At 56.2% G+C, this 22,023-nt stretch carries 22 protein-coding genes; 7 read left to right on the forward strand and 15 right to left on the reverse strand.

The window, feature by feature from the left end; all coding sequences use genetic code 11:
- Positions 1-83: 83 nt before the first annotated feature.
- Genes CPA50_RS12370 through CPA50_RS12380 form a run of 3 tightly spaced genes read left to right on the forward strand, consistent with a single transcriptional unit; the run spans position 84 to position 3,718 of the window.
- Positions 84-794 (forward strand): thermostable hemolysin, encoded by a 711-nt coding sequence (locus CPA50_RS12370; RefSeq protein ID WP_227519626.1) that lies wholly within the window; start codon positions 84-86, stop codon positions 792-794.
- Complete coding sequence (locus tag CPA50_RS12375; RefSeq protein ID WP_096782815.1) at positions 778-2,949, forward strand: AMP-binding protein; 2,172 nt, start codon at positions 778-780, stop codon at positions 2,947-2,949. Before CPA50_RS12370 ends, CPA50_RS12375 begins: the two co-directional genes overlap by 17 nt.
- A complete protein-coding gene (locus CPA50_RS12380; protein ID WP_096782816.1) occupies positions 2,936-3,718 on the forward strand; it encodes an SDR family oxidoreductase in 783 nt (260 codons plus the stop codon). Before CPA50_RS12375 ends, CPA50_RS12380 begins: the two co-directional genes overlap by 14 nt.
- On the opposite strand, the gene CPA50_RS12385 is transcribed toward CPA50_RS12380, so the two are convergent.
- From CPA50_RS12385 to CPA50_RS12445, 13 genes are read right to left on the reverse strand one after another with little or no spacing between them, the layout of a single operon-like run.
- Positions 3,713-4,597: a F0F1 ATP synthase subunit gamma gene (locus CPA50_RS12385; RefSeq protein WP_096782817.1), complete on the reverse strand. Its 885-nt coding sequence runs from the start codon at positions 4,595-4,597 to the stop codon at positions 3,713-3,715. The two genes, CPA50_RS12380 and CPA50_RS12385, sit on opposite strands and share 6 nt — an antisense overlap.
- Complete coding sequence (locus tag CPA50_RS12390) at positions 4,581-6,104, reverse strand: F0F1 ATP synthase subunit alpha (RefSeq protein WP_096782818.1); 1,524 nt, start codon at positions 6,102-6,104, stop codon at positions 4,581-4,583. Before CPA50_RS12390 ends, CPA50_RS12385 begins: the two co-directional genes overlap by 17 nt.
- A 19-nt stretch (positions 6,105-6,123) precedes the next feature.
- Positions 6,124-6,894, reverse strand: a complete 771-nt coding sequence (locus tag CPA50_RS12395) for a F0F1 ATP synthase subunit B (RefSeq protein WP_096782819.1) — start codon at positions 6,892-6,894, stop codon at positions 6,124-6,126.
- 8 nt (positions 6,895-6,902) lie between these two features.
- Positions 6,903-7,181: a F0F1 ATP synthase subunit C gene (locus CPA50_RS12400; RefSeq protein ID WP_096782820.1), complete on the reverse strand. Its 279-nt coding sequence runs from the start codon at positions 7,179-7,181 to the stop codon at positions 6,903-6,905.
- Positions 7,178-7,876, reverse strand: a complete 699-nt coding sequence (locus CPA50_RS12405) for a F0F1 ATP synthase subunit A (RefSeq protein WP_096782821.1) — start codon at positions 7,874-7,876, stop codon at positions 7,178-7,180. Before CPA50_RS12405 ends, CPA50_RS12400 begins: the two co-directional genes overlap by 4 nt.
- On the reverse strand, positions 7,876-8,190 hold the full coding sequence (locus CPA50_RS12410; RefSeq protein ID WP_227519627.1) for an ATP synthase subunit I: 315 nt from the start codon (positions 8,188-8,190) through the stop codon (positions 7,876-7,878). Before CPA50_RS12410 ends, CPA50_RS12405 begins: the two co-directional genes overlap by 1 nt.
- The gene (locus tag CPA50_RS12415; protein WP_096782822.1) at positions 8,187-8,489 is read right to left on the reverse strand and encodes an AtpZ/AtpI family protein; all 303 of its coding nucleotides are present in this window, start codon (positions 8,487-8,489) and stop codon (positions 8,187-8,189) included. Before CPA50_RS12415 ends, CPA50_RS12410 begins: the two co-directional genes overlap by 4 nt.
- Positions 8,486-8,896, reverse strand: coding sequence for an ATPase (locus tag CPA50_RS12420; protein ID WP_096782823.1), 411 nt, complete (start codon positions 8,894-8,896; stop codon positions 8,486-8,488). The genes CPA50_RS12415 and CPA50_RS12420 overlap by 4 nt, the downstream gene beginning before the upstream one ends.
- On the reverse strand, positions 8,893-10,266 hold the full coding sequence (gene atpD, locus CPA50_RS12425; protein WP_227519648.1) for a F0F1 ATP synthase subunit beta: 1,374 nt from the start codon (positions 10,264-10,266) through the stop codon (positions 8,893-8,895). The genes CPA50_RS12420 and atpD overlap by 4 nt, the downstream gene beginning before the upstream one ends.
- 60 nt (positions 10,267-10,326) lie before the next feature.
- Positions 10,327-11,241, reverse strand: a complete 915-nt coding sequence (gene arcC, locus CPA50_RS12430) for a carbamate kinase (protein WP_096782825.1) — start codon at positions 11,239-11,241, stop codon at positions 10,327-10,329.
- A gap of 34 nt (positions 11,242-11,275) precedes the next feature.
- Positions 11,276-12,277, reverse strand: a complete 1,002-nt coding sequence (locus tag CPA50_RS12435; RefSeq protein WP_096782826.1) for an ornithine carbamoyltransferase — start codon at positions 12,275-12,277, stop codon at positions 11,276-11,278.
- Positions 12,278-12,295: 18 nt separating this feature from the next.
- A complete protein-coding gene (locus tag CPA50_RS12440) occupies positions 12,296-13,525 on the reverse strand; it encodes an arginine deiminase (RefSeq protein ID WP_096782827.1) in 1,230 nt (409 codons plus the stop codon).
- 14 nt (positions 13,526-13,539) lie between these two features.
- The gene (locus CPA50_RS12445) at positions 13,540-15,024 is read right to left on the reverse strand and encodes a YfcC family protein (RefSeq protein ID WP_096782828.1); all 1,485 of its coding nucleotides are present in this window, start codon (positions 15,022-15,024) and stop codon (positions 13,540-13,542) included.
- A 229-nt stretch (positions 15,025-15,253) separates the two neighbouring features.
- On the opposite strand from CPA50_RS12445, the gene CPA50_RS12450 reads away from it, so the two are divergent.
- Positions 15,254-15,922 carry a DNA-3-methyladenine glycosylase I gene (locus tag CPA50_RS12450; protein ID WP_096782829.1) on the forward strand — a complete coding sequence of 223 codons (669 nt, stop codon included), beginning with the start codon at positions 15,254-15,256 and terminating at the stop codon, positions 15,920-15,922.
- 15 nt (positions 15,923-15,937) lie between these two features.
- On the opposite strand, the gene cobS is transcribed toward CPA50_RS12450, so the two are convergent.
- Both cobS and CPA50_RS12460 read right to left on the reverse strand, forming a co-directional pair.
- The gene (gene cobS, locus CPA50_RS12455; RefSeq protein ID WP_096782830.1) at positions 15,938-16,702 is read right to left on the reverse strand and encodes an adenosylcobinamide-GDP ribazoletransferase; all 765 of its coding nucleotides are present in this window, start codon (positions 16,700-16,702) and stop codon (positions 15,938-15,940) included.
- Between the two features lie 166 nt (positions 16,703-16,868).
- Positions 16,869-17,522 (reverse strand): peroxiredoxin, encoded by a 654-nt coding sequence (locus CPA50_RS12460; protein ID WP_096782831.1) that lies wholly within the window; start codon positions 17,520-17,522, stop codon positions 16,869-16,871.
- Positions 17,523-17,759: 237 nt separating this feature from the next.
- Between CPA50_RS12460 and CPA50_RS12465 the strand changes: the two genes are divergently transcribed.
- From CPA50_RS12465 to CPA50_RS12475, 3 genes are all read left to right on the forward strand, one after another.
- Positions 17,760-19,268: a diguanylate cyclase gene (locus tag CPA50_RS12465; protein WP_096782832.1), complete on the forward strand. Its 1,509-nt coding sequence runs from the start codon at positions 17,760-17,762 to the stop codon at positions 19,266-19,268.
- 84 nt (positions 19,269-19,352) lie between these two features.
- Positions 19,353-20,222, forward strand: a complete 870-nt coding sequence (locus CPA50_RS12470) for an MBL fold metallo-hydrolase (RefSeq protein WP_096782833.1) — start codon at positions 19,353-19,355, stop codon at positions 20,220-20,222.
- Between the two features lie 7 nt (positions 20,223-20,229).
- Positions 20,230-21,963: a SulP family inorganic anion transporter gene (locus CPA50_RS12475; protein WP_096782834.1), complete on the forward strand. Its 1,734-nt coding sequence runs from the start codon at positions 20,230-20,232 to the stop codon at positions 21,961-21,963.
- The last annotated feature ends 60 nt before the right edge of the window (positions 21,964-22,023 follow it).

Raw genomic sequence — 22,023 nt, forward strand, 5'->3', positions numbered from 1 at the left:
CTTAAGTCTGACTTAAGGGTTGCGCTCTAATCTGATCGCTCACTATATCGGGAGTCTTGCCCGAAAGCTGTTGGAGAGCGTTTATGACCGACCCGCTAACTATGTCCACACACTGCCCGCCAGATTCACCGGAGCTGGTTCCTGCCCTTCGTTGTGCAGGGCGCTGGTTGAGCGAGATTACCCCCGATACTTTACTGGCGGCTACGGTTACGGAGTTCATCCGGCGACGGTTTCTGCAGGCCTATGGCGCCGAGCCCTCACTGCGGATTCCGCTATTGCTGGCTCTGACATCAGCACAGGGCGCGTTGCTGGCTGCGGTGGGCGTTCGAAGTGCTGCGCAGGAGCGTCTGTTTCTTGAGGATTATCTGACAGTTCCTGTGGAATCTGTGATGCCGGTGCCGGATATAAGGCGTAACCGGATTGCAGAGATTGCCCATCTTGCAGGTGTTGAGGCCGGTGTCAGCCGGCACCTGTTTGCTTCCCTGACCGTCTGGCTTCATGCCGCTGGTTACGACTGGGTTGTCTGCACTGGAACCGATCAGCTGCAAAACAGTTTCCACCGTATGGGGATTGCTACCCGTGTGCTGGCGAGGGCTGATCCGGCGAGTTTGCCGGATGGTGGTGCCGGTTGGGGTCGTTACTATGACCATCAACCCGTGGTGATGGCCGTTAAAGTAGCTGACAGCCTCAGCGCCCTGCGACAAACGGGGCTTCTGCGACGGATTGAACCGGTGCGTCCTGATACAGGTTCAGATGTTTCCGGACAGGGAGGCTTGTATGGCTACCTTGCCTGAACTTCTTAAGGGCCGGGCAATGGCACACCCTTCGCGCATTGCGTTGCGCGAGCCGGAAGCAGAATACAGTTATAGGCAGATGGTGCAGGCGGCAGAGACAGTCGCCGCGCAACTTGAATTGAGAGGCATCAGGCGAGTCGGTATATGCGGAGACAACACTCTGGCCTGGATACTGGCGGATCTTGCCTGCCTGTTCGCTGGTGTTGTTTGTGTACCCGTGCCAGGCTTTTTTTCTGAATCCCAGACGGCCCATCTGATCAGGCAGGCCGGGTTGAACGGCTTGTTGCACAGCGAATCAGTCAATGAAAGCGATACCCTGGGGCACGGTATCTGGCTGCGTACATTGCCTGCTGCAACGGTGACGGCCGGAATGCCGGTCGATACGGCCAAAATCACTTTCACCTCGGGTAGCACCGGCACGCCAAAAGGTGTGTGTCTGTCAGTGGAGCAGATGACTGCAACCACGCTTGCCCTGAAAGAGCGGCTGGCAGGCATCGAGTTGCAAACACATCTGTGCATCCTGCCTCTGGCCACGCTTCTGGAGAATATCGCCGGGGTTTATCTGCCGTTACTCATGGGCGCTTCAGTGAAGGTAGAACCACTGGCCAGTCTGGGGATGACCGGGAGCAGTGGTCTTAATCTGGGCAGGCTGGTTGAGGGAGTCAATCGGAATAGCCCCCAGTCGTTGATTCTGGTGCCAGAACTGGCCATGGCGCTGGTCGGAGCCGCAGAGCAGGGCCAGCTCAACAGCAGCTCACTGCGGTTTCTGGCCGTTGGTGGCGGCAGGGTTTCAGCGGAGCTGTTGAGCCGTGGCAGGGCCGCCGGATTACCACTATACGAAGGCTACGGTTTGTCGGAATGCAGCTCTGTTGTAGCACTGAACGTGCCGGCCGCCGGGCGTGAGGGCAGTGTGGGTAAGCCATTGTCCCATGTCGATATCAGGGTGGGTTCTGACGGTCATATTCTCGTTCGTGGCAATACGCACCTGGGCTATCTTGGCGAAGATCTGAAACAGGATGACTGGCTGGATACCGGTGATCTGGGCGCACTCAGTACGGATGGCTTCCTGTCGGTCAACGGGCGCTCCAAGAATCTGCTGATCACCACCTTCGGCCGCAATATCAGCCCGGAGTGGCTGGAGAGTGAGCTGGTTCAGGGGCTGGGTATTCCCCAGGCTGTGGTGTTCGGCGATGGTGAGCCTCAGCCAATGGCGCTGATTACGGTGACAGATGGGCGCTCACCCTCCGTCCTGGCTGCTTCATTGCGGCAGCTCAACCAGCATCTGCCGGATTATGCTCGCCTGGCCACTGTGTATGTCCGCCGGCAACGGCTAAACCAGGCCGAAGGCTTTATTACCGCGAATGGCCGTCCGGTACGGGCATGCATTCAGGATCATCTGCCGACTCTGTTGGCGCAAGCTTTTCCCATATTCCTTTCAGCACCATGGATCAACCAGCCAGGAGAATCTCATATGGCATTTTTTGACAGATTGCAGCAGGAAACCGCTGAAGCACGCGCCCATGTTACTGGTGCGCCCGTTGTTAAAGCTATCGGCGAGGGCAGTTTCAGCCTTGAGTCATATAACTGGTTCCTGACCCAGGCTTTTCACCACGTCAGGCATACAGTGCCATTGATGATGGCCTGTGGCGCAAGGCTACCTCAGCGGCTGGGGTTCGTCCGCAAAGCACTGGTTGAATACATCGATGAGGAGTATGGCCATGACGAGTGGATACTGAATGATCTGGAGGCCTGCGGTGCCGACAAGGAAGCAATCCGCGGGGGGAAGCCGGACCTGTCCATCGAACTGATGGTGGCCTATTTGTATGATCAGATCAGCCGGGGTAATCCGGCGGCATTCTTTGGCATGGTTCAGGTGCTTGAGGGCACCTCGATCGAGCTGGCTACACCCCTCGGAGAGCAGATTCAGAAACTCCTTGGGCTTCCGGATCAGGCTTTCAGTTATCTGTATTCCCATGGTGCTCTCGACCAGGATCATTTCGAGTTTTTCCGCAACCTCATGGACGGCCTTACCGACCCGAGTGATCAGCAGGCGGTAATTGATGCGGCTCGCGTAGTTTATCGGCTATATGGCGATATGCTGCACAATATTCCTTTGCCGGATCGCCGTCAGGAGCAGAGCCATGAGGCTGCATGATCGTGTGTTTCTGCTGTTGGGCGGAACCGGCGGGATTGGTAAGGCACTGGTGGACTCACTGGTTCAGGAGGGGAGTCGTGTCGTTGTGGCTTCCCGGCACCCGGAGAGCATCGGCCACCGGGAAGGGGTTGTTCCGGTGTCCCTGGACCTGGCAGCCAGCGATCTGGATCAACAGCTGGAGCGCCTGACGGAGGCCTACCCGGATATTGATGGTGTGATCCATTGTGCCGGGCAGAATCGCTTTGCCGGGCTGGCAATGATGTCTGTTGCAGAGTTCGATGCCCAACTTAATGTGAATCTGCGTTCTGCGGTACTGGTCGCCAGGCATTTCGCTCCCCGGTTCGAGAAGGCTGGCAGCAGTGCCCTGGTGTTTGTAGGCTCGACCTTTGGCAGCATTGGCTTTCCCGGATACACCGCCTATTGTGCTACCAAATTTGGCCTGAGGGGGTTCACTGAGGCTCTGCGCCGTGAGCTGGCGGACACCTCCGTGCAGGTGGTTTATATAGCGCCGCGGGCCACAGATACAGATATGAATCCGGAGGCAGTTAATGCGCTGAATCGTGCACTGGGGAATCGTGTTGACACGCCAGAAGCAGTGGCGGCGGCCATTATCAAAGCTATGAAGCGCGATGAGCGCCGCCGGTTCCTTGGCTGGCCCGAGAAGTTATTTGTGGTCATCAACGGGATACTGCCACGTGTTGTTGATAAAGCCATGCTGAAACAACTGCCGGTGATCCGGCGGTTTCTCTACGCCAGAACAGAATCATGATTTGCGTGTTTTTTTTAACGCTTCGAAACCGGTGATCACATCCATCAGTTCGCTGGTGATTTCTGTTTGTCTTACCGATCGAAGCTCGCCTTTTACGTCTTCGATACGTTCATCCACGGACTGCTCGGCCTGCTGCATCAGAGCGAGGCGGGCGGAGTTTTCGGTGACCATGGCCTCTGCCGAGGCGCGGAAAACGCTGGCGAAGATATGGCTGCGAATCAGCGATGACAGCAGGGCTTCGGCACCCATTGTGTAATCCGGAAGCGAACGGGAATCCCAGTGTTCCTGGCGCTGTAACAGCGCAGGTTCCAGAGGCAGAAGCCTTAGTGTCACCGGCTCCCGCATACCCTGCTCGCCGCGCTGGGTAAACGCCAGGGTGACGTCCAGATGATACAGCGGCTGGCCCCGGCTGAAACGGTCTATGCGGGTAACAATGTCACCTGCGAGCCGGCCGATGCCGTCGGCTGATGCCGGTGGTAGCAGAACAGCGTCTGATGCCAGGCCCTGATCATCGAGAGCATCGTTCATCTGTGCTCCGATGCAGAGAAGCCGATGCTTGCCGGTGATTTTTGCCTGGCAATGCTGTTTTACCACCTCGGCCAGAATCTCATTGTAATTGCCGCAGAGGCCGTGGTCGGAGCCGAAGACGATAACCAGGTGCTCCAGTGCCTCGTCCTGCCGCAGGGTGATTTTTCCGGTACGGTAGGCGAAGGCAGCGAACCCCTGAAGTATGGTCTGGTGATAGGCTTCGATTGAGCGGGCAGCGTGTTCATAGGGCGTCGCGTTAATCGCAGACAGAGTCTTCATGGTGTGGACGATGCCGCGAATGCTTTTCAGTGTATCGCTGTGACGGGTCAGGGTTTCAAGCGTCTGGGCCATTGCAGACCTCGCGTGCGGTAGCAACGATCAGTGCCCGGTCTTCGTCGCTTAACCCTTTGTTTTCACTGATGCGCTCGTCAATCACCTGTAACTGCTTTTGGGCAGCGGCACGGATACGTGTCATGGCGCCGGCCAGTTGTTGTTCTGACATGGCGTCAAAAAGGCCTTCCATTGCTGCGATCAGGACGGCCAGTTGTTCGGCCGCAGGCATGGGGTCACGTTCGGCCTGGCGCAGGGCATTGCGTACAGCTGCGCCACGGGTCAGGCGTGCACGCGTGGCATCGTCCAGCCGTGTACCAAAGCGTGCAAAGTCTTCCAGTTCCTCAAACTGCGACAGGGTTACCCGCAGGTTGCCGGCCACTTCGCGCAGAGCACGGGTCTGTGCCTTACCGCCTACCCGGGAGACAGACAGCCCCAGATCAACGGCAGGGAACTGGTTTTTGCGTACCAGCCGTGGTGACAGATAAATCTGGCCATCCGTTATGGAAATCAGGTTTGTCGGGATATAGGCCGACAGATTCTCTGCCTGGGTTTCCACCACCGGCAGGGCGGTAATCGAGCCGCCACCAGCTTCTTCTGTAAATTGCCCGGCCCGTTCCAGAAGGCGGGCATGAACGTAGAAAATATCGCCGGGAAAAGCCTCTCGCCCTGGTGGCCGCCTTAGCAGCAGTGATAATTCCCGGTAGGAGCGGGCGTGGTGTGTCAGGTCATCAAAAATGACCAGTACGTCCTGGCCCTGATCGGAAAAATACTCCGCCATAGCCATGGCGGCATAGGGCGCGATGTAGGCCAGCCCGGGTGTTTCTTCATCGCCGGCTGACATAACCACGCTGCGGGCCATCATGTTGCCCTTTTTCAGCGCCCCGATCGCCCGGGAGACTGCGTCCCCCCGTTGACCAATGGCGCAGTAGATGCAGGTAACGGCGGAACGCACCTGATTGAGTATGGTGTCTATGGCAATGGAGGTCTTCCCGGTCTGGCGGTCCCCGATGATCAGCTCCCGCTGGCCGAGGCCCACGGGTACGGCGGCATCAATGGCTTTGATGCCGGTGGCCAGAGGCCGGAAAATGGCTGAACGGCTGAGAATGCCTGGCGCTTCCGCCTCAATGGGATGCTCGGCTACTGCTGCAATTGGCCCCAGACCGTCCCTTGGGCGGCCCATGGCATCTACCACGCGCCCAAGTAACGCAGGGCCAACCGGTACGCTCACCACCTTACGAGTGCGCCTTACATCTTCGCCCAGAGTAATGAGCTCTGAAGGTCCGAGCAGGATCACACCGAGCCTTCCAGGCTCCAGATCCAGGGCAATGCCCCGCACGCCGCAGTCGAACACCAATAGTTCATCCGCCAGTGCACGGGCCAGGCCGGTGACGACCGCAACTCCGTCGCCCACTTCTGTGACGGTTCCGACTTCGGTCATTACCGGTGCGGGCGCGGGTGTTGCCAGCAGGGCTTCCCGCCAGCTGTCAAAGGGGTCAGTTACAGGCAGTTCAGAACGGTTCTCCATCTTGGTTTATCTACCCCTCTCAGGCATTACCTGGCTGAATCCGGCCGGACGCACCGGCGGCGAGGCGCTCGCTCAAAAGCGCATCAAATGCCTCAGTGTAACTGTCGACCGTCCAGGCAACCTGGGCGCTGCCGACACGCAGAACCAGGCCGGGTGCCTGTTTCTGGTCGGTTTCAAAACGCAGGCTTGTGCCTGGCAGCAGGCTTTCAATATCGGCTTGAATCTGTGTCTGTGCGGCCTCCGGCAAGGTGTCGCGTGTGGTGGCTACGGCTTCTTTGCTGTTACCGGCGGCGTCGGAGAGCTCGCCGGCAATCGGACGCAGGCGTGCGCTGACGTGGCGGGCAATCGCTTCCTCCAGTGATTCGTCCGCAAGGTCCCGAAGAGCTTTCCGGGTCAGTTCCAACAGGGTTTCTTCTCCGGCGCGCTGCAGTTGGGCGGTGAACTTCTGGCGTTCACGCTCAAGGTGTTTGTGCCAGTCTTTCTGCTCCTGTTCAAGTTTGGCTCGAGCCTCGGCCAGCAGAGTGTCACGCTGGTTTTCTGATTCCCTGAGCGCCCGTTCGACCACTGCATTCTGGTCGGATAACAGCTGTTTTCGCTGTTGTTGGTAGGCTGCTTCAGCTGCCTGAGCTTTTTTCTGAGCCTCCCCGGCTTCGGCCATACTACGTGCGATCTCAGCCTCCCGGGCATCAATACCGTCGAGGATCGGACGGTAGAGAAAGCGTTTCAGTAGCCAGACCAGAACCAGAAAGTTGGCGATCTGCGCAATAACGGTAATCCAGTCAATGGACATGATCGGTTCTAGCCTCCTGGGGCAACCTGTACAGCGGCCCAGAACGGGTTGGCGAAAATAAGAATCATGGCTACCACAAAACAGTAAATGGCCGTGGATTCGATCATCGCCAGGCTTACGAACAGGGTTCGGGACAGAGTTGGCGCAGCATCCGGTTGCTGGGCCATAGCGGCAATTGCGGCGGCGGCCGCCCGGCCTTCACCGAGTGCCGGGCCGAGAGCGCCGAAGGAAACGGTCAGGCCTGCCGTGAAAATTGATATGACTGCGATAATGGCAAAATCTGTCATGGCTTGTCCTCGTGCTTTTTCAATGAAGGGTCAGGCTCTGCGGTGGCAGATGAGATGTAAACCGTGGCAAGCATGGCGAATATATACGCCTGAATCATGCCGGTCAGTAATCCGAGCATGTCCATGGCCACGGGAAAGAAAAATGGCGCGATGGTCAGAAGAATAGCGGCAATAACCGCGCCACTCATTATGTTGCCGTAAAGGCGGATAGCCAGTGATATCCCCCGGGAGAACTCGCCGATAATATTGAATGGCAGCATGATGACCGAAGGCTGGATAAACGTTTTCAGATAGCTTCCCAGCCCGCCATTGGCAATGCCGAATACCGGTACCGCCACCAGCACTGATAAAGCCAGAGCCGCTGTGGTGGATAAGGATGAGGTAGGTGGCGAAAATCCCGGTATCACCAGCATCAGGTTTGATAAGGCGATAAACAGGAACAGTGTGCCGGAAAAATACATGACATGGCGGGCAGAGTTGCGGGTAACTTCCTCAATCTGGCCCTGAATCAGTTTAACGATCACTTCCAGCGCCGTACGCCAGCGATTGGGGGGCACATCGGCACGGAGGTTGCGGGTAATCAGCATGGAAGTGCCTACCAGCAACGCCATAACGATCCAGGTATTAACGATGGTGGCGTTAATATCCCAGCCTGCCAGAGTGAAAACAACGACATCATCGGGAGTCAGCTGCATTATGTGCCCTCCTGTCCTGTGGTGGCGGCCGCTTTGCCCGTTCTGGCCCAGAGTACGGCCATCAGCCGTGCCAGAAAAAACGCCAGCGCATAGCCGGCTACTGCCCAGTTACTTCCTGCGGTTGAGGTTACCCAGAAACCAACGGCCAGGAGTATCGCAATCCTGCTGAAGGAGCTGAGCATAAGCCATAGCCCGGGTTTTCCGGAGCTGAGGGCTCGCTGCATTCCCCAGGCCAGGCCCGCAAAGAACAGGGCGCTGACAGGAATACCTACTGATAACCCCAGCAGAGCTGCATGCCAGTTGACTGTTATCACTGTTTGTCTCCTTTCTGGTCCGGACCTTCTTTGCCTATCCAGCTCCAGGCAATAATAGCTCCGACCACAACACCACCCAGAATAAGCGCGATGGGCCAGGAAAAGTCCTGGGGTGCTACCCGGTTCAGCCATAAACCCAGAAATGCCCCCCCCACTGTTGGTACAGCAATCGACCAGCCAACAATCCCGAATGCCCCCAGCCCCCGCAATGGACTCAGGCCCGGAGAACTGCGCGCCAGCTTCATGCGCTCGGCAGTGCGCCGGATGTTTTCTGCTGAGCGATCGTCGTTCCTGTTCACACTGTGGGTTTCCGCAAGTCGCCAAAGTGCCGGACGATGCCGGCTTCAAGGCGGGACAGTGCTGACCTGGCCACTCGTTCTTCTTCATCTACTTCGATAAACGCGGCCTGTATGGTTTCGTTCAGAGAGTTAAGGTCCTCGCCCTGAACACCCCGGCGTATGGCAATATCCACTCGATGGCCTTTTTTCATCAGCACACCTTCATCAATGCCAAAAAAGAGTTCTTCGCCGTCGGCTGAAGTGAGAACAAGTACCGAGGGCACCAGCGCCGTAACGAAGTCGACATGGTTGGGAAGCATTCCGAAAGCGCCGTTCTCCGCCGTGGCAAATAGCTGCTTTACTGTGCCTTCATAGAGTGTGCGGGTAGGTAGTCGAAGCGCTACCTGCATGGTGTCGGCCAGGCTCATGACCTCACCTCCAGATCCTTCAGGGAACCAATCATATAATAGTCGGTTTCGTTATCGTTGAACTCGGTCTGGTTCAGAATGGTTTCACAGCCATCGAGGGTATCTTTGATGGGCACACGTTTGCCGCCGGTACCGGTAAAAGAGCCGGTGGTAAAAAACGGCTGGGTAAGAAAGCGTTCGAGCCGCCGGGCTCGGGCAACCGTGGCCCGATCAGCGGCTGAAAGCTCCTCCATGCCCAGCATGGCAATGATGTCGCGCAGATCCTCATACTCTGCCAGAGTGCGCCTCACTGCCCGGGCGATATCGTAATGGCGCTGGCCAACCACGGCGGGCGTCAGCATCACCGAGGCGGAGCCCAGGGGGTCGACCGCCGGGTACAGACCCTCGCTGGCGCGCTTGCGGGAAAGTACCACTGAGGCAGAGAGGTGCGAGAAAATATGCGCTGCCGCCGGGTCGGTGAAGTCATCGGCGGGTACGTAGACTGCCTGGATGGATGTTATCGCTCCATTGCGGGTCGAGGTTATGCGCTCCTCAAGAGAGGCCAGTTCGGTAGCCAGGGTAGGTTGGTAGCCAACCCGTGAAGGCATGCGCCCCATCAGTCCGGAAACCTCTGAGCCGGCCTGCACAAAGCGGAAAATATTGTCGATAAGAAGCAATACGTCCTGTTTCTGGTCGTCGCGGAAATACTCAGCCATGGTGAGCGCGGTTTTGCCCACAAGAAAACGTACACCCGGAGCTTCGTTCATCTGGCCGAACAGCATGACGGTTTTGTCCCGCACACCGGCATCGCCCATTTCACGGTAGAGTTCTTCCGCTTCCCGGGAGCGTTCGCCAATGCCACAGAACAGACTGACTCCCTGATAGTGCTGAACGGTGTTGTTGATCAGTTCGGTGATCAGAACAGTTTTCCCGACCCCCGCGCCACCGAAGAGCCCGGTTTTTCCGCCGCGCTCGATGGGCGACAGCAAATCAATCGCCTTGATTCCGGTTTCCAGAATGTCGCTGTGGACAACGCGGTCTTCGAGGGCCGGAGGAGGTTGATGAATGGAGCGCCTTATTGTCGTGGCAGGAGCGGGCTTATCATCAATTGGCTCGCCAAACACATTGAGCATTCGGCCCAGTACGGTATCACCTACGGGAACCTGAATGGGCGCGCCCGTTGCCTGTACTGGCATTCCCAGACCCAGCCCGCGCACGGGGGCCAGCGCCATGCAACGTACTGCGCCGTTCTCAAGCAGTGAGCTGACCTCCAGGTCAAGATTGCCAGCCCGAAGCAGGTCCTGGATGCGGGGGGCGACGCCGGGGAATTTAACATCGACAACGCCTCCGCGAATGCCCACGATCTGGCCGACTCTGCCAGAGTCCTGCATGGAATCCCCTTTGTTAACATCCGGATTAGACATGATAACGTGCCTGAACGTTTAGGAGTTTCAAGAGCCTGCTCGTGTAATGAGCGTACCTGCGTGTCCGGCCAGAATAGCGAGAGCGTCTTCCAGGCGGCCAATGCCGCTGATGCCCCCGGTATCCGCGAAATCTGCGCCGGCTGTTACCTTTGGCCCCATGGAACCGGCCGGCATATCCAGTCTTCGCGCCTGGTCTGCTGTAATTTTGTGTATTGGGGCCGCAGCCTGAGTGTCCAGGTCGCGATAAACCGCGTCTACGTCAGTCAGCAATAACAGTGCGTCGGCACCTAACTCACGTGCAAGCAGGGCACTGGCAGCGTCCTTGTCGATAACCGCTTCAACACCGGTCATGCTACCATCATTACGACGCAGCACCGGGATGCCGCCACCTCCAGTACAGATCACAATTACGCCCTGATCCAGTAGCAGTTTCAGCACATGAATATCCGGAATTTCTTTGGGAACCGGCGATGGCACTACTCTGCGCCATTTGTCGCCATCGGCTGCAATGTGCCAGCCGGCGGCGGCAGCTCTGGCTTCTGCCTCTGCTTTACTATAGACGGGACCGATGAATTTGGTCGGATTTGCAAAGGCCGGGTCATTCCGGTCAACCACTACCTGGGTGAGCAACGTTGCCACAGGGCGGTCATGGTCAAGGGCGTTTTCGATTTCCTGTTCGATCATATAACCGATCATGCCACCGGTCTCAGCGCCCAATACATCCAGAGGATAAGCTTCCTCAGGTTTGTAGGCGGCACCCTGCAATGCCAGCAGGCCCACCTGGGGACCGTTGCCATGGGTAATAACAAGCTGATGTCCGGCCCGCACCAGTCCGACCAGTGATTTTGCTGCGGTTTGGACATTGGCGCGCTGAGTCCTGGCCGTCAGTGGCTCTCCGCGTCTTAACAGGGCGTTGCCGCCCAGAGCTGCAACAATCAGCATAGGGTGCATCCTTTATCTACAATCAGCTCCGGAGTCAGGCCCCGAGCGTGGCTACCAGCACCGCTTTGATGGTATGCATACGGTTTTCTGCCTGATCGAACACAATCGATGCCGGGCTCTCGAAAACCTCTTCAGTTACTTCCATGGCATCAATGCCAAACTCTTCCTCTATCTCTTTGCCTACAGTTGTTTCGGTATTGTGGAAGGCGGGCAGGCAATGCATGAAACGGGCCCTGGGATTACCGGTTTTTTTCATGGTTTCAGCGTTCACCTGGTAAGGCATTAACAGCTTGATGCGCTCTCCCCACTTTTCCTTTGGTTCGCCCATGGACACCCACACATCGGTATAAACGAAGTCGGCTCCTGCCAGGGCTGCATCCAGGTCATCGGTGATAGTGATGCGTGCTCCTGTTTCCCGGGCTATCACCTGAGCTTCGTCCTGTACTGACTGTCTTGGCCAGCAGGCTTTCGGGGCGCAAAGACGAACATCCATACCCATCTTGGCACCACCGATCAGCAAGCTGTCGCCCATGTTATTGCCGGCATCGCCCAGAAATGCAAAAGCCACCTGATGCAGGGGTTTCTCAGTATGCTCCTGCATAGTGAGGAAGTCGGCAAGAATTTGTGTTGGATGGAACTCATCGGTAAGGCCGTTATAGACAGGCACTCCGGCATACTTTGCCAGTTCTTCGACAATTTCCTGACCGAAACCACGGTATTCGATGGCGTCATAAACGCGCCCCAGCACCCGGGCCGTGTCTTTTACTGACTCCTTATGCCCTATGTGGTTACCGGTGGGCCCGAGGTAGGTGACTCTGGCCCCCTGGTCATAAGCGGCGACTTCGAAACCTACCCGTGTGCGGGTGGAGTTCTTTTCGAAGATCAGGGCTATTTCCTTGCCGTTGAGCTGGGGCACCTCGGTGCCGGCGTATTTGGCAGTTTTCAGATCCGCGGAGAGCTGTAGCAGGAATCTGATCTCCTGCGGGGAGAAATCGCGCAGGGTCAGAAAGTGCCGGTTTTTCAGATTAAACGCCATGGGTTTTGTCCTGTGCTATCAGATGGGATCGCGCATTGTCGGGCAGCTCATGCATCGTCCGCCGCCCCTGCCACGCCCCAGTTCTGCACCGGGAATGGAAAGCACTTCAATACCTGCAGCTTTGAGTGCTGCATTGGTATCATCGTTGCGGTCGTAGCCCACTACCACGCCTGGGCTAAGTGCCAGCACATTGTTGCCATCGTTCCACTGCTCGCGCTCACGCTCGGCAGGGCTGTCCCCACCGGTGGGGACAATCTCTAGAGACTGGTAACCAAGAACGTCTGCAACGACATCAAACAGCGGCCGGGGATCCTGGCGGAAAGACAGATGTTTTTCGCCTTCGCCAGGGCGCAGGTCATAGCAGACAACCTCGTCAGCCACCTCTTTGAAGGTGGTGACAACGTTTCCGCCGCAAAAGGTAAAGATGGTGTCGAGATGCATGGCGGAGCGGGATTTAGGGATCTGGCAGGCAATCACTCTTTCTACCGTGCCTTTCTCAAAGAGCGCGTTAGCCAGTTGCCCGACAGCCTGAGGTGATGAACGCTCTCCCATACCAACAAGAAGGGTGCCATTGCCTACGGGCATGACATCTCCGCCTTCGAGTGTTGCAAGCCCATGCTCCTGTGTAGGGTCACCCCAGAGCACATCGACCTTGCCGGCAAATTTCGGGTGGAAGCGGTACACGCCGGCCATTAACAGGGTTTCGGGCTTGCGGGCGGCCCAGTACATGGGGTTCAGAGTGACACCGCCATAGATCCAGGCGCTGTTGTCTCTTGTAAACAGGTAGTTTGGCAAGGGTGGCAGCACAAACCCGTAATGCCCCAGGTGGTTGCCAAAGAGCCCTGTGGGGTCAAAGGGCAGGTCGGCCACTTCAAGCCCGCCAATCAGGTAGTCAGCAAGCTTGCTGCCCGGAAGCTCATCCATCCAGGCGCGCAGATCGGAAATCATCCCGACACCGATCTGGTTCCAGGTAATGCGGTGATCCAGAATCCATTTGCGGGCTTCAGGGATGTTCAGGGTTTCTGCCAGTAATTCGTTGACATCCAGTACCTCGACACCTCTTTCTCTCATGACGCTGACAAATACATCATGATCTTTCTGCGCCTGTTTGACCCAGAATACGTCATCAAATAACAGGGCGTCGCAGTTGGAAGGCGTCAGCCTCCGGTGGGCCAGGCCGGGGCGGCAGACAATGACCTGTCGCAGAGTTCCGGTTTCGGAATGTACTCCAAGCGTATGTTCAGACATAACTCAGTTCTCCGCTAAACCAGTGCAGCTGCACTGATGACCAAAGTGATAAAAATGGTGAGGATTAACAAAAGAGGCCAGATGAACGCGATCCAGCGATCATAGGACACACGACCGATAGCCAGGCCGCCGACCACCACTGCAAAGGTGGGGTTGATCAGGTTTACCAGGCCATTGGCGGACTGATAGGCAGTGACGACCAGATCACGCCCTACATTCGCGAAATCCGCGAGCGGCGCCAGGATCGGCATTGAAAGAACCGCCAGCCCGGAAGACGAAGGTACAAAGAAGCTCATGCCTACCTCAATCCAGAACATCAGGTTGATAAAGGCCAGTTCGGGCAATCCGCCAAGAGATGTTTCTGCGCTGTGCAGAATGGTATCCGCAATCATGCCCTGGTCCATGATCACCACAATGCCTCGCGCCAGGCCAACGACAAGAGCGACACCCAGAAGGTCGCGGGCACCATCAACAAAGCTGCCGGTGAGCTTCTTCTCGCCAAGGCGCGCGATAATGCCGATCACCACGGCCGAACCGAAAAACAGAGCGCCCATGCGGGCCATCCACCAGCCCTGTGAGGATACGCCCCAGATCATGGTGACGAAGGTTGCGGCAAATATAAGAAGGGCCATTACCTGAGTTCTGTTAAGCGTGGAATCCATAACGTTGTCATCATGCTTGCTCAGGAAGAGCTTGCGGTGGGCGTCCCATTGCCTGAATACGACAGAGCGTGATGGATCCGCCTTGACGCGAAGGGCGTAACGCATAACGTAAGCCGCACAGATCAACAGCCCGCCAATGAGCAGGATAAAGCGAACGACCATACCATCAGTAAACGGGATGTCGGCGGCGTTTGCTGCGATAACTGTGGCAAACGGGTTGATGGTTGAGCCCAGCACGCCGATACCGGCGCCGATCAGAATAATGGCCACCCCCGTTACAACATCGTATCCGGCAGCCATCATCACCGGAATCAGAATGGCATAGAAAGCCAGAGTTTCCTCAGCCATGCCATAGGTTGTGCCGCCTATGGCAAATAATGTCATCAGGATTGGTATCATCCAGACCTCATGGCCCTTGAGATGGCGCATGGCACTGCGTATACCTGTGTCGATGGCACCGGTGGCATTCATTACACCAAGGAAGCCACCCAGGAAAATGACGAACAGGGCGACATCGATTGCATTGGCCACGTAACTGTCAGGATCATAGAACCCTGCCGTGGGTGCGAGCATGATGTCCATAAAGCCCTGAGGGTTGGGGTCGACCGTCTGATAGGTGCCTGGTACGGCGACTTCGCGTCCGACTTCTTCATTCATCGCCCGGTCATATTGGCCAGCGGGTATAATCCATGTCAGCGCAGCAACGAATATGATCAGCAGAAACAGAATGGTATAAGCGGTTGGAAACCGCGTTGCCAGATCCCGCTCGGGGCTCTCTGAAGGGTTGTCTGAAGGGGGAGCAGAAGGTTTTCTGGGGGCCTGGTGCTTTTCACTCATGGTGTTTCTCCTGAATCCTCACGGACAGCTACGCAAAAAGCCAGAACAAGTTCGTGTCCTGGCTATGAACGCTCTGACTCCTGCCCGGCCGGGTGGTCAGACGGTATTCGGATCAATGAGCGGTGATTGTAGATCGAAGGTGGTTTGGCGGAGTTGAGTCAGATCATTATTAATGCAAGTGCGATATGGATTTATCGGGCCCTGCCAACACTCATAACGACGAGGTTCTATGCGCTTTTCAGATATTCATGAGCGGGCAATTGCACGTAAAGGCGGCGTTGACGCGCTGAACGCGCTACTGCCAAAACTGCCGCCGGTTGCTGAGCTGGAGGCGCGAACGGACGATCGCTACCTCTCGGAGATTACTCGCTGCGTGTTTAAAGCCGGGTTTGTGTGGCGTGTGATTGATAACAAATGGGCTGGTTTCGAAGCGGCCTTTCACGGTTTCGTACCCGCCTATTGGCAACAGGTACCACCGGATGTTCTGGAAGCCCTGGCCAGCGACGAACGTATTGTGCGCAACATGCAGAAGATCCGTACAGTTCCGGAGAACGCCCGCATGATTGTGGATGCTGCTCGCGAACATGGCAGCTTTGGTGCTTTTCTGAGGCACTGGCCGTCAGAAGATGAGGCTGGCCTGTTGTTGTGGCTTAAGCGCAACGGTTCCCGTCTGGGGGGTAACAGTGCCCAGTATTTTTTGCGCCTTGTTGGCTGGGACGGCTTTATTCTGTCTCATGATGTTGTTACAGGGCTTCGCCACGCGGGTCTTCTGGATGCTTCACCCACCAGCAAAAGCGGGTTGCAGCAAGCACAGGCGGCTTTTAACGGCTGGCATCAGGAAACGGGCCTGCCTTACTGCCAGTTGTCACGCATTTTGTCCTGTTCCGTGGAGAGCTGAGGCGCTCTTCGCGGCCTATATGCCAAGCAAAAGCACCAGTTCACAGAATACAACGCTCGCTCCGAGAGTATCGCCGGTGTAACCGCCTAATTGTCGCTGAAGGTACCACCCCCACAGCAATGCGATGGTTATTATTGCAGTGAGTGCGGCCAGCCAGAGCCCCGGTAGCCACAGACTGAAAACAAGAGCGACCAGAGCGGTAAACAGACAACTGGCCAGCAAACGTTTGCGCGAGAAGCTTTCCGCCACAGGTTTGCTCTTGCTTTTTTCCGGGTCGGTTACGTAAGGCATAAAGGCCATCAGCAGCAATGGGGTTATGCGGCTGATGCAGGGCACCACCAAGAGCGCAAGCCAGATGTTACTGGTGTCCAGAAGAAGCGCAGCCTTCAGAGCCAGAGCCATTACCAGGGCTACAGTACCGTAGGTCCCTATGCGGCTGTCTTTCATTATTTCCAGACGTTTTTCAACGGTATAACCGCCGCCCAGAGCATCTACGCTGTCTGCAAGGCCGTCTTCATGAAATGCTCCAGTAATGAGCAGGTGGAAGCAAAGCACCAGCAAAACACAGATCAGCGGGCTCCACGCCAGACTGAGCAGAGTGAATAGCCCTGCGTAGAGCATGCCGAGCAAAAGGCCCACCATTGGAAAATACAGGCTGCACTGGTTCATCAGTTGCTGCGAGTAATTGATGCGCACTGGCATGGGAATGCGGGTGAGAAAGCCAACGGCCAGCCAGAAGGCCTGCCATTCATTGGTCAATGTTCTGGATTCAGTAGGCATGGATGACTCGGTTCAGCTGAGGATGTTCTCTCTGGCGATGATGCGCCGGCTAAAGGGAAAGTCAGGAAGGTATCACGGTCAGGAATCTTTTTCCTGACGGAAAAACCCTCCCTGGCATCAGTGACGCCAGGGAGGGTTTTCATTACTGCGGGTGCCAGAAGGGCGCTTAGAGCTGTTTTGTGCAGTAGTAGAAATCCACACAGTCATACTCGTCAGAGCTTACGCGCAGATCTGCTTCTGCAGCAGTGGCGGCAGGCGGAACGATAACGCGATCGCCGGGCTGCCAGCCTTCCGGAGTGGCGACTCCGTGTTCATCGCTGGTTTGCAGGGCGTCCAGCAGACGCAGAAACTCAGGAATTGAGCGACCGTTGCTCATCGGGTAATACACCATCGCCCTCAGCACGCCTTTGGGATCGATCAGGAAAGTGGCACGAACTGCCGATGTGTCTGCAGCGCCGGGATGAATCATGCCGTAAGCGCGGGCAACATCCATTTTAAGGTCGGCAATAATCGGGAAGGGGATCTCGACGCCAAACTTCTCTTTGATGTTACGCATCCAAGCGATGTGTGAGTGGTGGCTGTCGATAGACAGACCCAGCAGCTCGCAGTTGCGCTTGTTGAACTCGGGAGCCATTTTGGCGAAGGCCATGAACTCGGTAGTACAAACTGGGGTGAAGTCGGCCGGGTGTGAGAAAAGTACCAGCCATTTGCCCTTGTAACTGTCGAGGGTTTTTACGCCGTCAGTTGTGGGGGCGTTGAATTCAGGCGCGCGTTCGTTCAGGCGTGGCAGGCCGAATACAGGATTGTCAGATTGTTCCATGGTTAAACTCCTTGGCGGTTGTTGATGATTCAACTATAGACCGTTATCTATATAATGGAATAAGCATATTCCAATTGGGTCCATGGGCGATTCCAATTAACTCCTGCTGTTCCGGATCCTCCCGACGCGCCCGCCCTGTACATACATGGATTCACCGGTTTTGATATAGTCGGGTATAGCTCTGTGGGCTACACGTTTTATGATCAAACCAATTCATGCCCGAAAGGCGAGTGGTTAATGACAAAACAGTCCGGCCAGGGGCCGCACAATACCGACTCTGAATATTTTTTCAGAAAGCTGGCTTCGGGCATCCCGGGTGTGCTTTTTACCTATTGGCTGAGTGCCGATAGTGAATTGCACAGATACCTGTTTGTCAGCGATCAGGTGCAGAGTCTTCTGGGACTTGACCCTGCTGATCTGCGGAAAAAAGCGGGTGCAATGTTTTCTGTCATTCACCCGGAGGACATCAGCGGCGTCAGCGCCAGTATTGACGGGTCTGTCAAAACCCTCATGCCCTGGAGATATCAGGCCCGCCTGAAAGTGGTAGCTGGACACTACGAGTGGTTTGAAGTCCATGCAACGCCCGAGCGCCAGGCTGATGGAAGCACTGCCTGGTATGGCCAGTTTTACAGTATCCAGCACTATAAAGAGCTTGAGTTCACTCTCCGGGAGCGTGAGGCTGAGTCAGCCTTCCAGGCTGATTTCCAGAAAGTGATCGCCAGCCTGTCTACCGAGTTCATTAATCTGAGCTTCGGCACTATTGATCAGTGTATTTCTGAATTACTGAGAACGATCGGCAGTTTTTTTGCGGTTGACCGGGCGTACGTGTACGAGTTTTCCTCAGACTACCGCGTTATGGACAATACTCACGAATGGTGTTCGCCAGGCGTACCGTCTCTTATTGATACTCAGCATGATGTGCAGACTGAGGATTTTGAGTGGTGGCAAACCAAGGTCCGTGAGATGGTCAGTGGCAACCGGGTCGTTTTTGTTGAAGCTTTGGAGCAGTTGCCTGATGGTCCGGAGCGCACACTTCTGGAGCAGCAGAGTGTCTGTTCAATGTTCTGCGTGCCGATCCGGGTCCGGGGTGTTGTTACCGGCTTTTTTGGCGTGGACTCTCTTCGCGAGCGGGCCTGGCGTGAGGATCAGGCAGATCTTCTTATTATAGTATCGGGCCTGCTCTCAGGCGCACTTGAGCGCCACAGGCTTGAAAGCGAGCTGCTCAACCAGTCTATTCGCGATCCCCTGACCACTTTGCATAATCGCCGGTATCTGATGCCCCGGCTTAATGAAATGCTCAGCCGTGTTAGCCGCTATGGAGAGCATTTTACCATTGCGATTTTTGATCTCGACCGGTTTAAACAGATCAACGATTCCCGGGGGCATCTGGGCGGGGATTTCTGCCTGCGCAGGTTTGCTGACATATTGCTGGAACAGACCCGTGAAACCGATGTGGTGGCGCGATATGGAGGAGAAGAGTTTGTTGTGGCATTCAGCGGTGTGATGGAGGCGGATGTGCGGGACACGGTTAGCCGTATTATTTGTTCGGTGCGTGATTACGATTTTGTTTTTGAAGGCCATACATTACCTCTGACAGTCAGTGCAGGTATTGCTGCGATCGGGGAGCTTGGCGGCATTCCGGCCTCGCCAGACCCGCTGATCCAGCTGGCGGATCAGCGGGTCTATTACGCGAAGCAGGCCGGCCGCGACTGTCTTGTTGATGCATCAGGAGTATCGCGCAGATAGGAAAAGAGAATTTCACCTAATATTCCGTTTTGGTATATCCTTAGAATTATATCTAAAGGGGCCGTCCCAACGGAGGTGAACACTGTGAGCAACAAACCGATTGTTCAGCATTTTTTTGATGAACCCACCAATACATTCAGTTATGTCGTCCGTGATCCCGGCAGCCAGGCCTGTGCGATTCTTGATTCGGTGCTCGATTTTGACTACGCCGCAGGAAAAACCGATGTGCGTTCTGCGGACGAAATTGTCGAATACGTGCGCTCTGAGAACCTGAAGGTTGAGTGGATTCTGGAGACTCATGTTCATGCGGACCATTTGTCTGCGGCGCCTCATCTCCACGAGAAACTGGGTGGTAAAACCGGCATTGGTGCCCATATCTGCGATGTTCAGGAGATTTTTGGCAAGGCGTTTAACGCCGGTACCGAATTTGCCCGTGATGGCAGTCAGTTTGACCGGTTGTTCCGGGATGGAGATACCTTTGCAATTGGTGGCCTTGAAGGTCGCGTTATGCATACTCCCGGCCACACACCTGCGTGCCTGACCTATGTTATCGGTGACGCTGCCTTTGTTGGCGACACTCTCTTCATGCCGGATTACGGGACGGCGCGCTGTGATTTTCCCGGCGGTGATGCCCGTGCACTTTACAGGTCTGTTCGCAAGGTGCTGTCGTTGCCGGCAGAGACCCGTATTTTCCTGTGCCATGATTACAAGGCGCCGGGCAGGGACGTTTATGCACACGAGACAACCGTAGCGGAGCAGCGCGCGGCCAATGTTCACGTGCATGACGGTGTGACTGAAGACGAGTTTGTAAAAATGCGCACGGAGCGCGATGCGACTCTCGATATGCCGCGGCTGATACTGCCCTCAGTACAAGTGAATATGCGGGCGGGAGAAATGCCTCCGGCAGAGGATAACGGGCAGGTGTATCTGAAAATCCCGGTCAACCTGTTCTGAGCGCCTGATGAACTTTAAACGCTACCTGCCTGTTCTCCAGTGGGCTCCGCAATATGGCCGAAGCCAGGCCACCAGTGATCTGGTGGCTGCGGTTATTGTGACTGTAATGCTGATTCCCCAGTCTCTGGCCTACGCTCTGCTGGCCGGCCTGCCTGCTCAGGTCGGGCTGTATGCCAGTATTCTTCCGCTGGTAATCTACGCGATCTTCGGAACAAGCCGAACGCTCTCTGTGGGGCCTGTGGCCGTGGCCTCCCTGATGACCGCCGCTGCGCTGGCGCCGCTGGCTGAAGCGGGAAGCCCTGAGTACGTCGCAGGAGCAATTCTTCTGGCTGTTATGTCCGGGCTGATGCTCACAATGATGGGCATTCTCCGGTTGGGATTCCTTGCCAACTTTCTCAGCCATCCGGTTATCTCCGGTTTTATCACGGCTTCGGGAATTGTAATTGCTGCCAGCCAGCTCAAGCACATCTTCGGGGTACAGGCGACCGGCCAGAATCTTCTGACGATTGGCCATTCGCTGATGCAGTCGATCGGTGATACCAATATGGCAACCCTGGCGATAGGTGCGGGAGCCTTGTTGTTTCTTGTGTTTGCGCGAAAGCAGCTTAAACCTCTTCTGATACGTTCAGGTATGGGCGCGCGCGCAGCGGATATCGTCACCAAAACTGCGCCGATTCTGGCCGTGCTCGTAACTACGCTGGTGGCCTGGCTGTTCGGGCTGGGTGATCAGGGTGTACATCTGGTGGGTCATGTTCCTTCGGGTCTTCCGGAGCTGACGATGCCCACAATGGACTTGGGGCTTTGGCAGCAGCTGGCGGTCAGCGCACTGTTAATCAGTGTGGTGGGTTTCGTTGAGTCGGTTTCTGTAGGGCAGACTCTCGCAGCAAAGCGGCGTCAGCGGATTGACCCGGACCAGGAGCTGATTGGTTTGGGAACCGCCAACCTTAGTGCGGGGTTTTCCGGAGGGATGCCGGTAACAGGCGGGTTTTCCAGGTCGGTGGTTAATTTTGATGCCGGGGCGGAAACCCCGGCTGCAGGTGCATATGCGGCTGTCGGGATTGCCCTTGCAACCTTGTTTCTGACGCCTGCTATTGCCTATTTGCCGCAGGCAACCCTCGCTGCGACCATCATAGTTGCTGTAGCGACGCTGATTGATTTTCCGGCGCTGGGACGCACCTGGCGGTATTCGCGGACGGATTTCGGGGCTATGCTGGCCACCATTGTGCTGACACTCGCACATAGTGTTGAAGCGGGCATCATCTCAGGGGTGGCGCTCTCCATAGGTTTGTTTCTGTATCGTACCAGCCGGCCCCACAGCGCTGTTGTTGGCAGGGTTCCCGGCACAGAGCACTTCCGTAATGTGCTTCGCCATGATGTGGAGCTATGCCCGAAAGTCACTTTTCTGCGCGTGGATGAAAGCCTGTATTTTGCCAATGCGCGTTTTCTGGAAGAGACGGTGATGGATCTGGTTATTTGCAAGCCGGAGCTGAAAGATCTGGTTCTGGTGTGTCCTGCCGTCAACCAGATAGATGCGTCCGCACTGGAAAGCCTGGAGGCGATAAATGAACGTCTCAAGGATGCCGGGGTGCGCCTGCACCTTTCTGAGGTGAAAGGGCCAGTCATGGATCGGCTAAGGGGAACCGAGCTGGTTTCTCATCTGGGCGGCCAGGTATTTCTCAGCACCTATGAAGCCTGGCAGGCTCTTACCGACAGTCACATGCCAATAAAACATACCGCCTGAAAGGGGAGGCACTGCGTTCCTCCTGTTTTCCGATGACACAGATCATTGGCTGTTCGGGAG

Source organism: Marinobacter sp. ANT_B65, from assembly GCF_002407605.1.
Lineage (GTDB): Bacteria > Pseudomonadota > Gammaproteobacteria > Pseudomonadales > Oleiphilaceae > Marinobacter.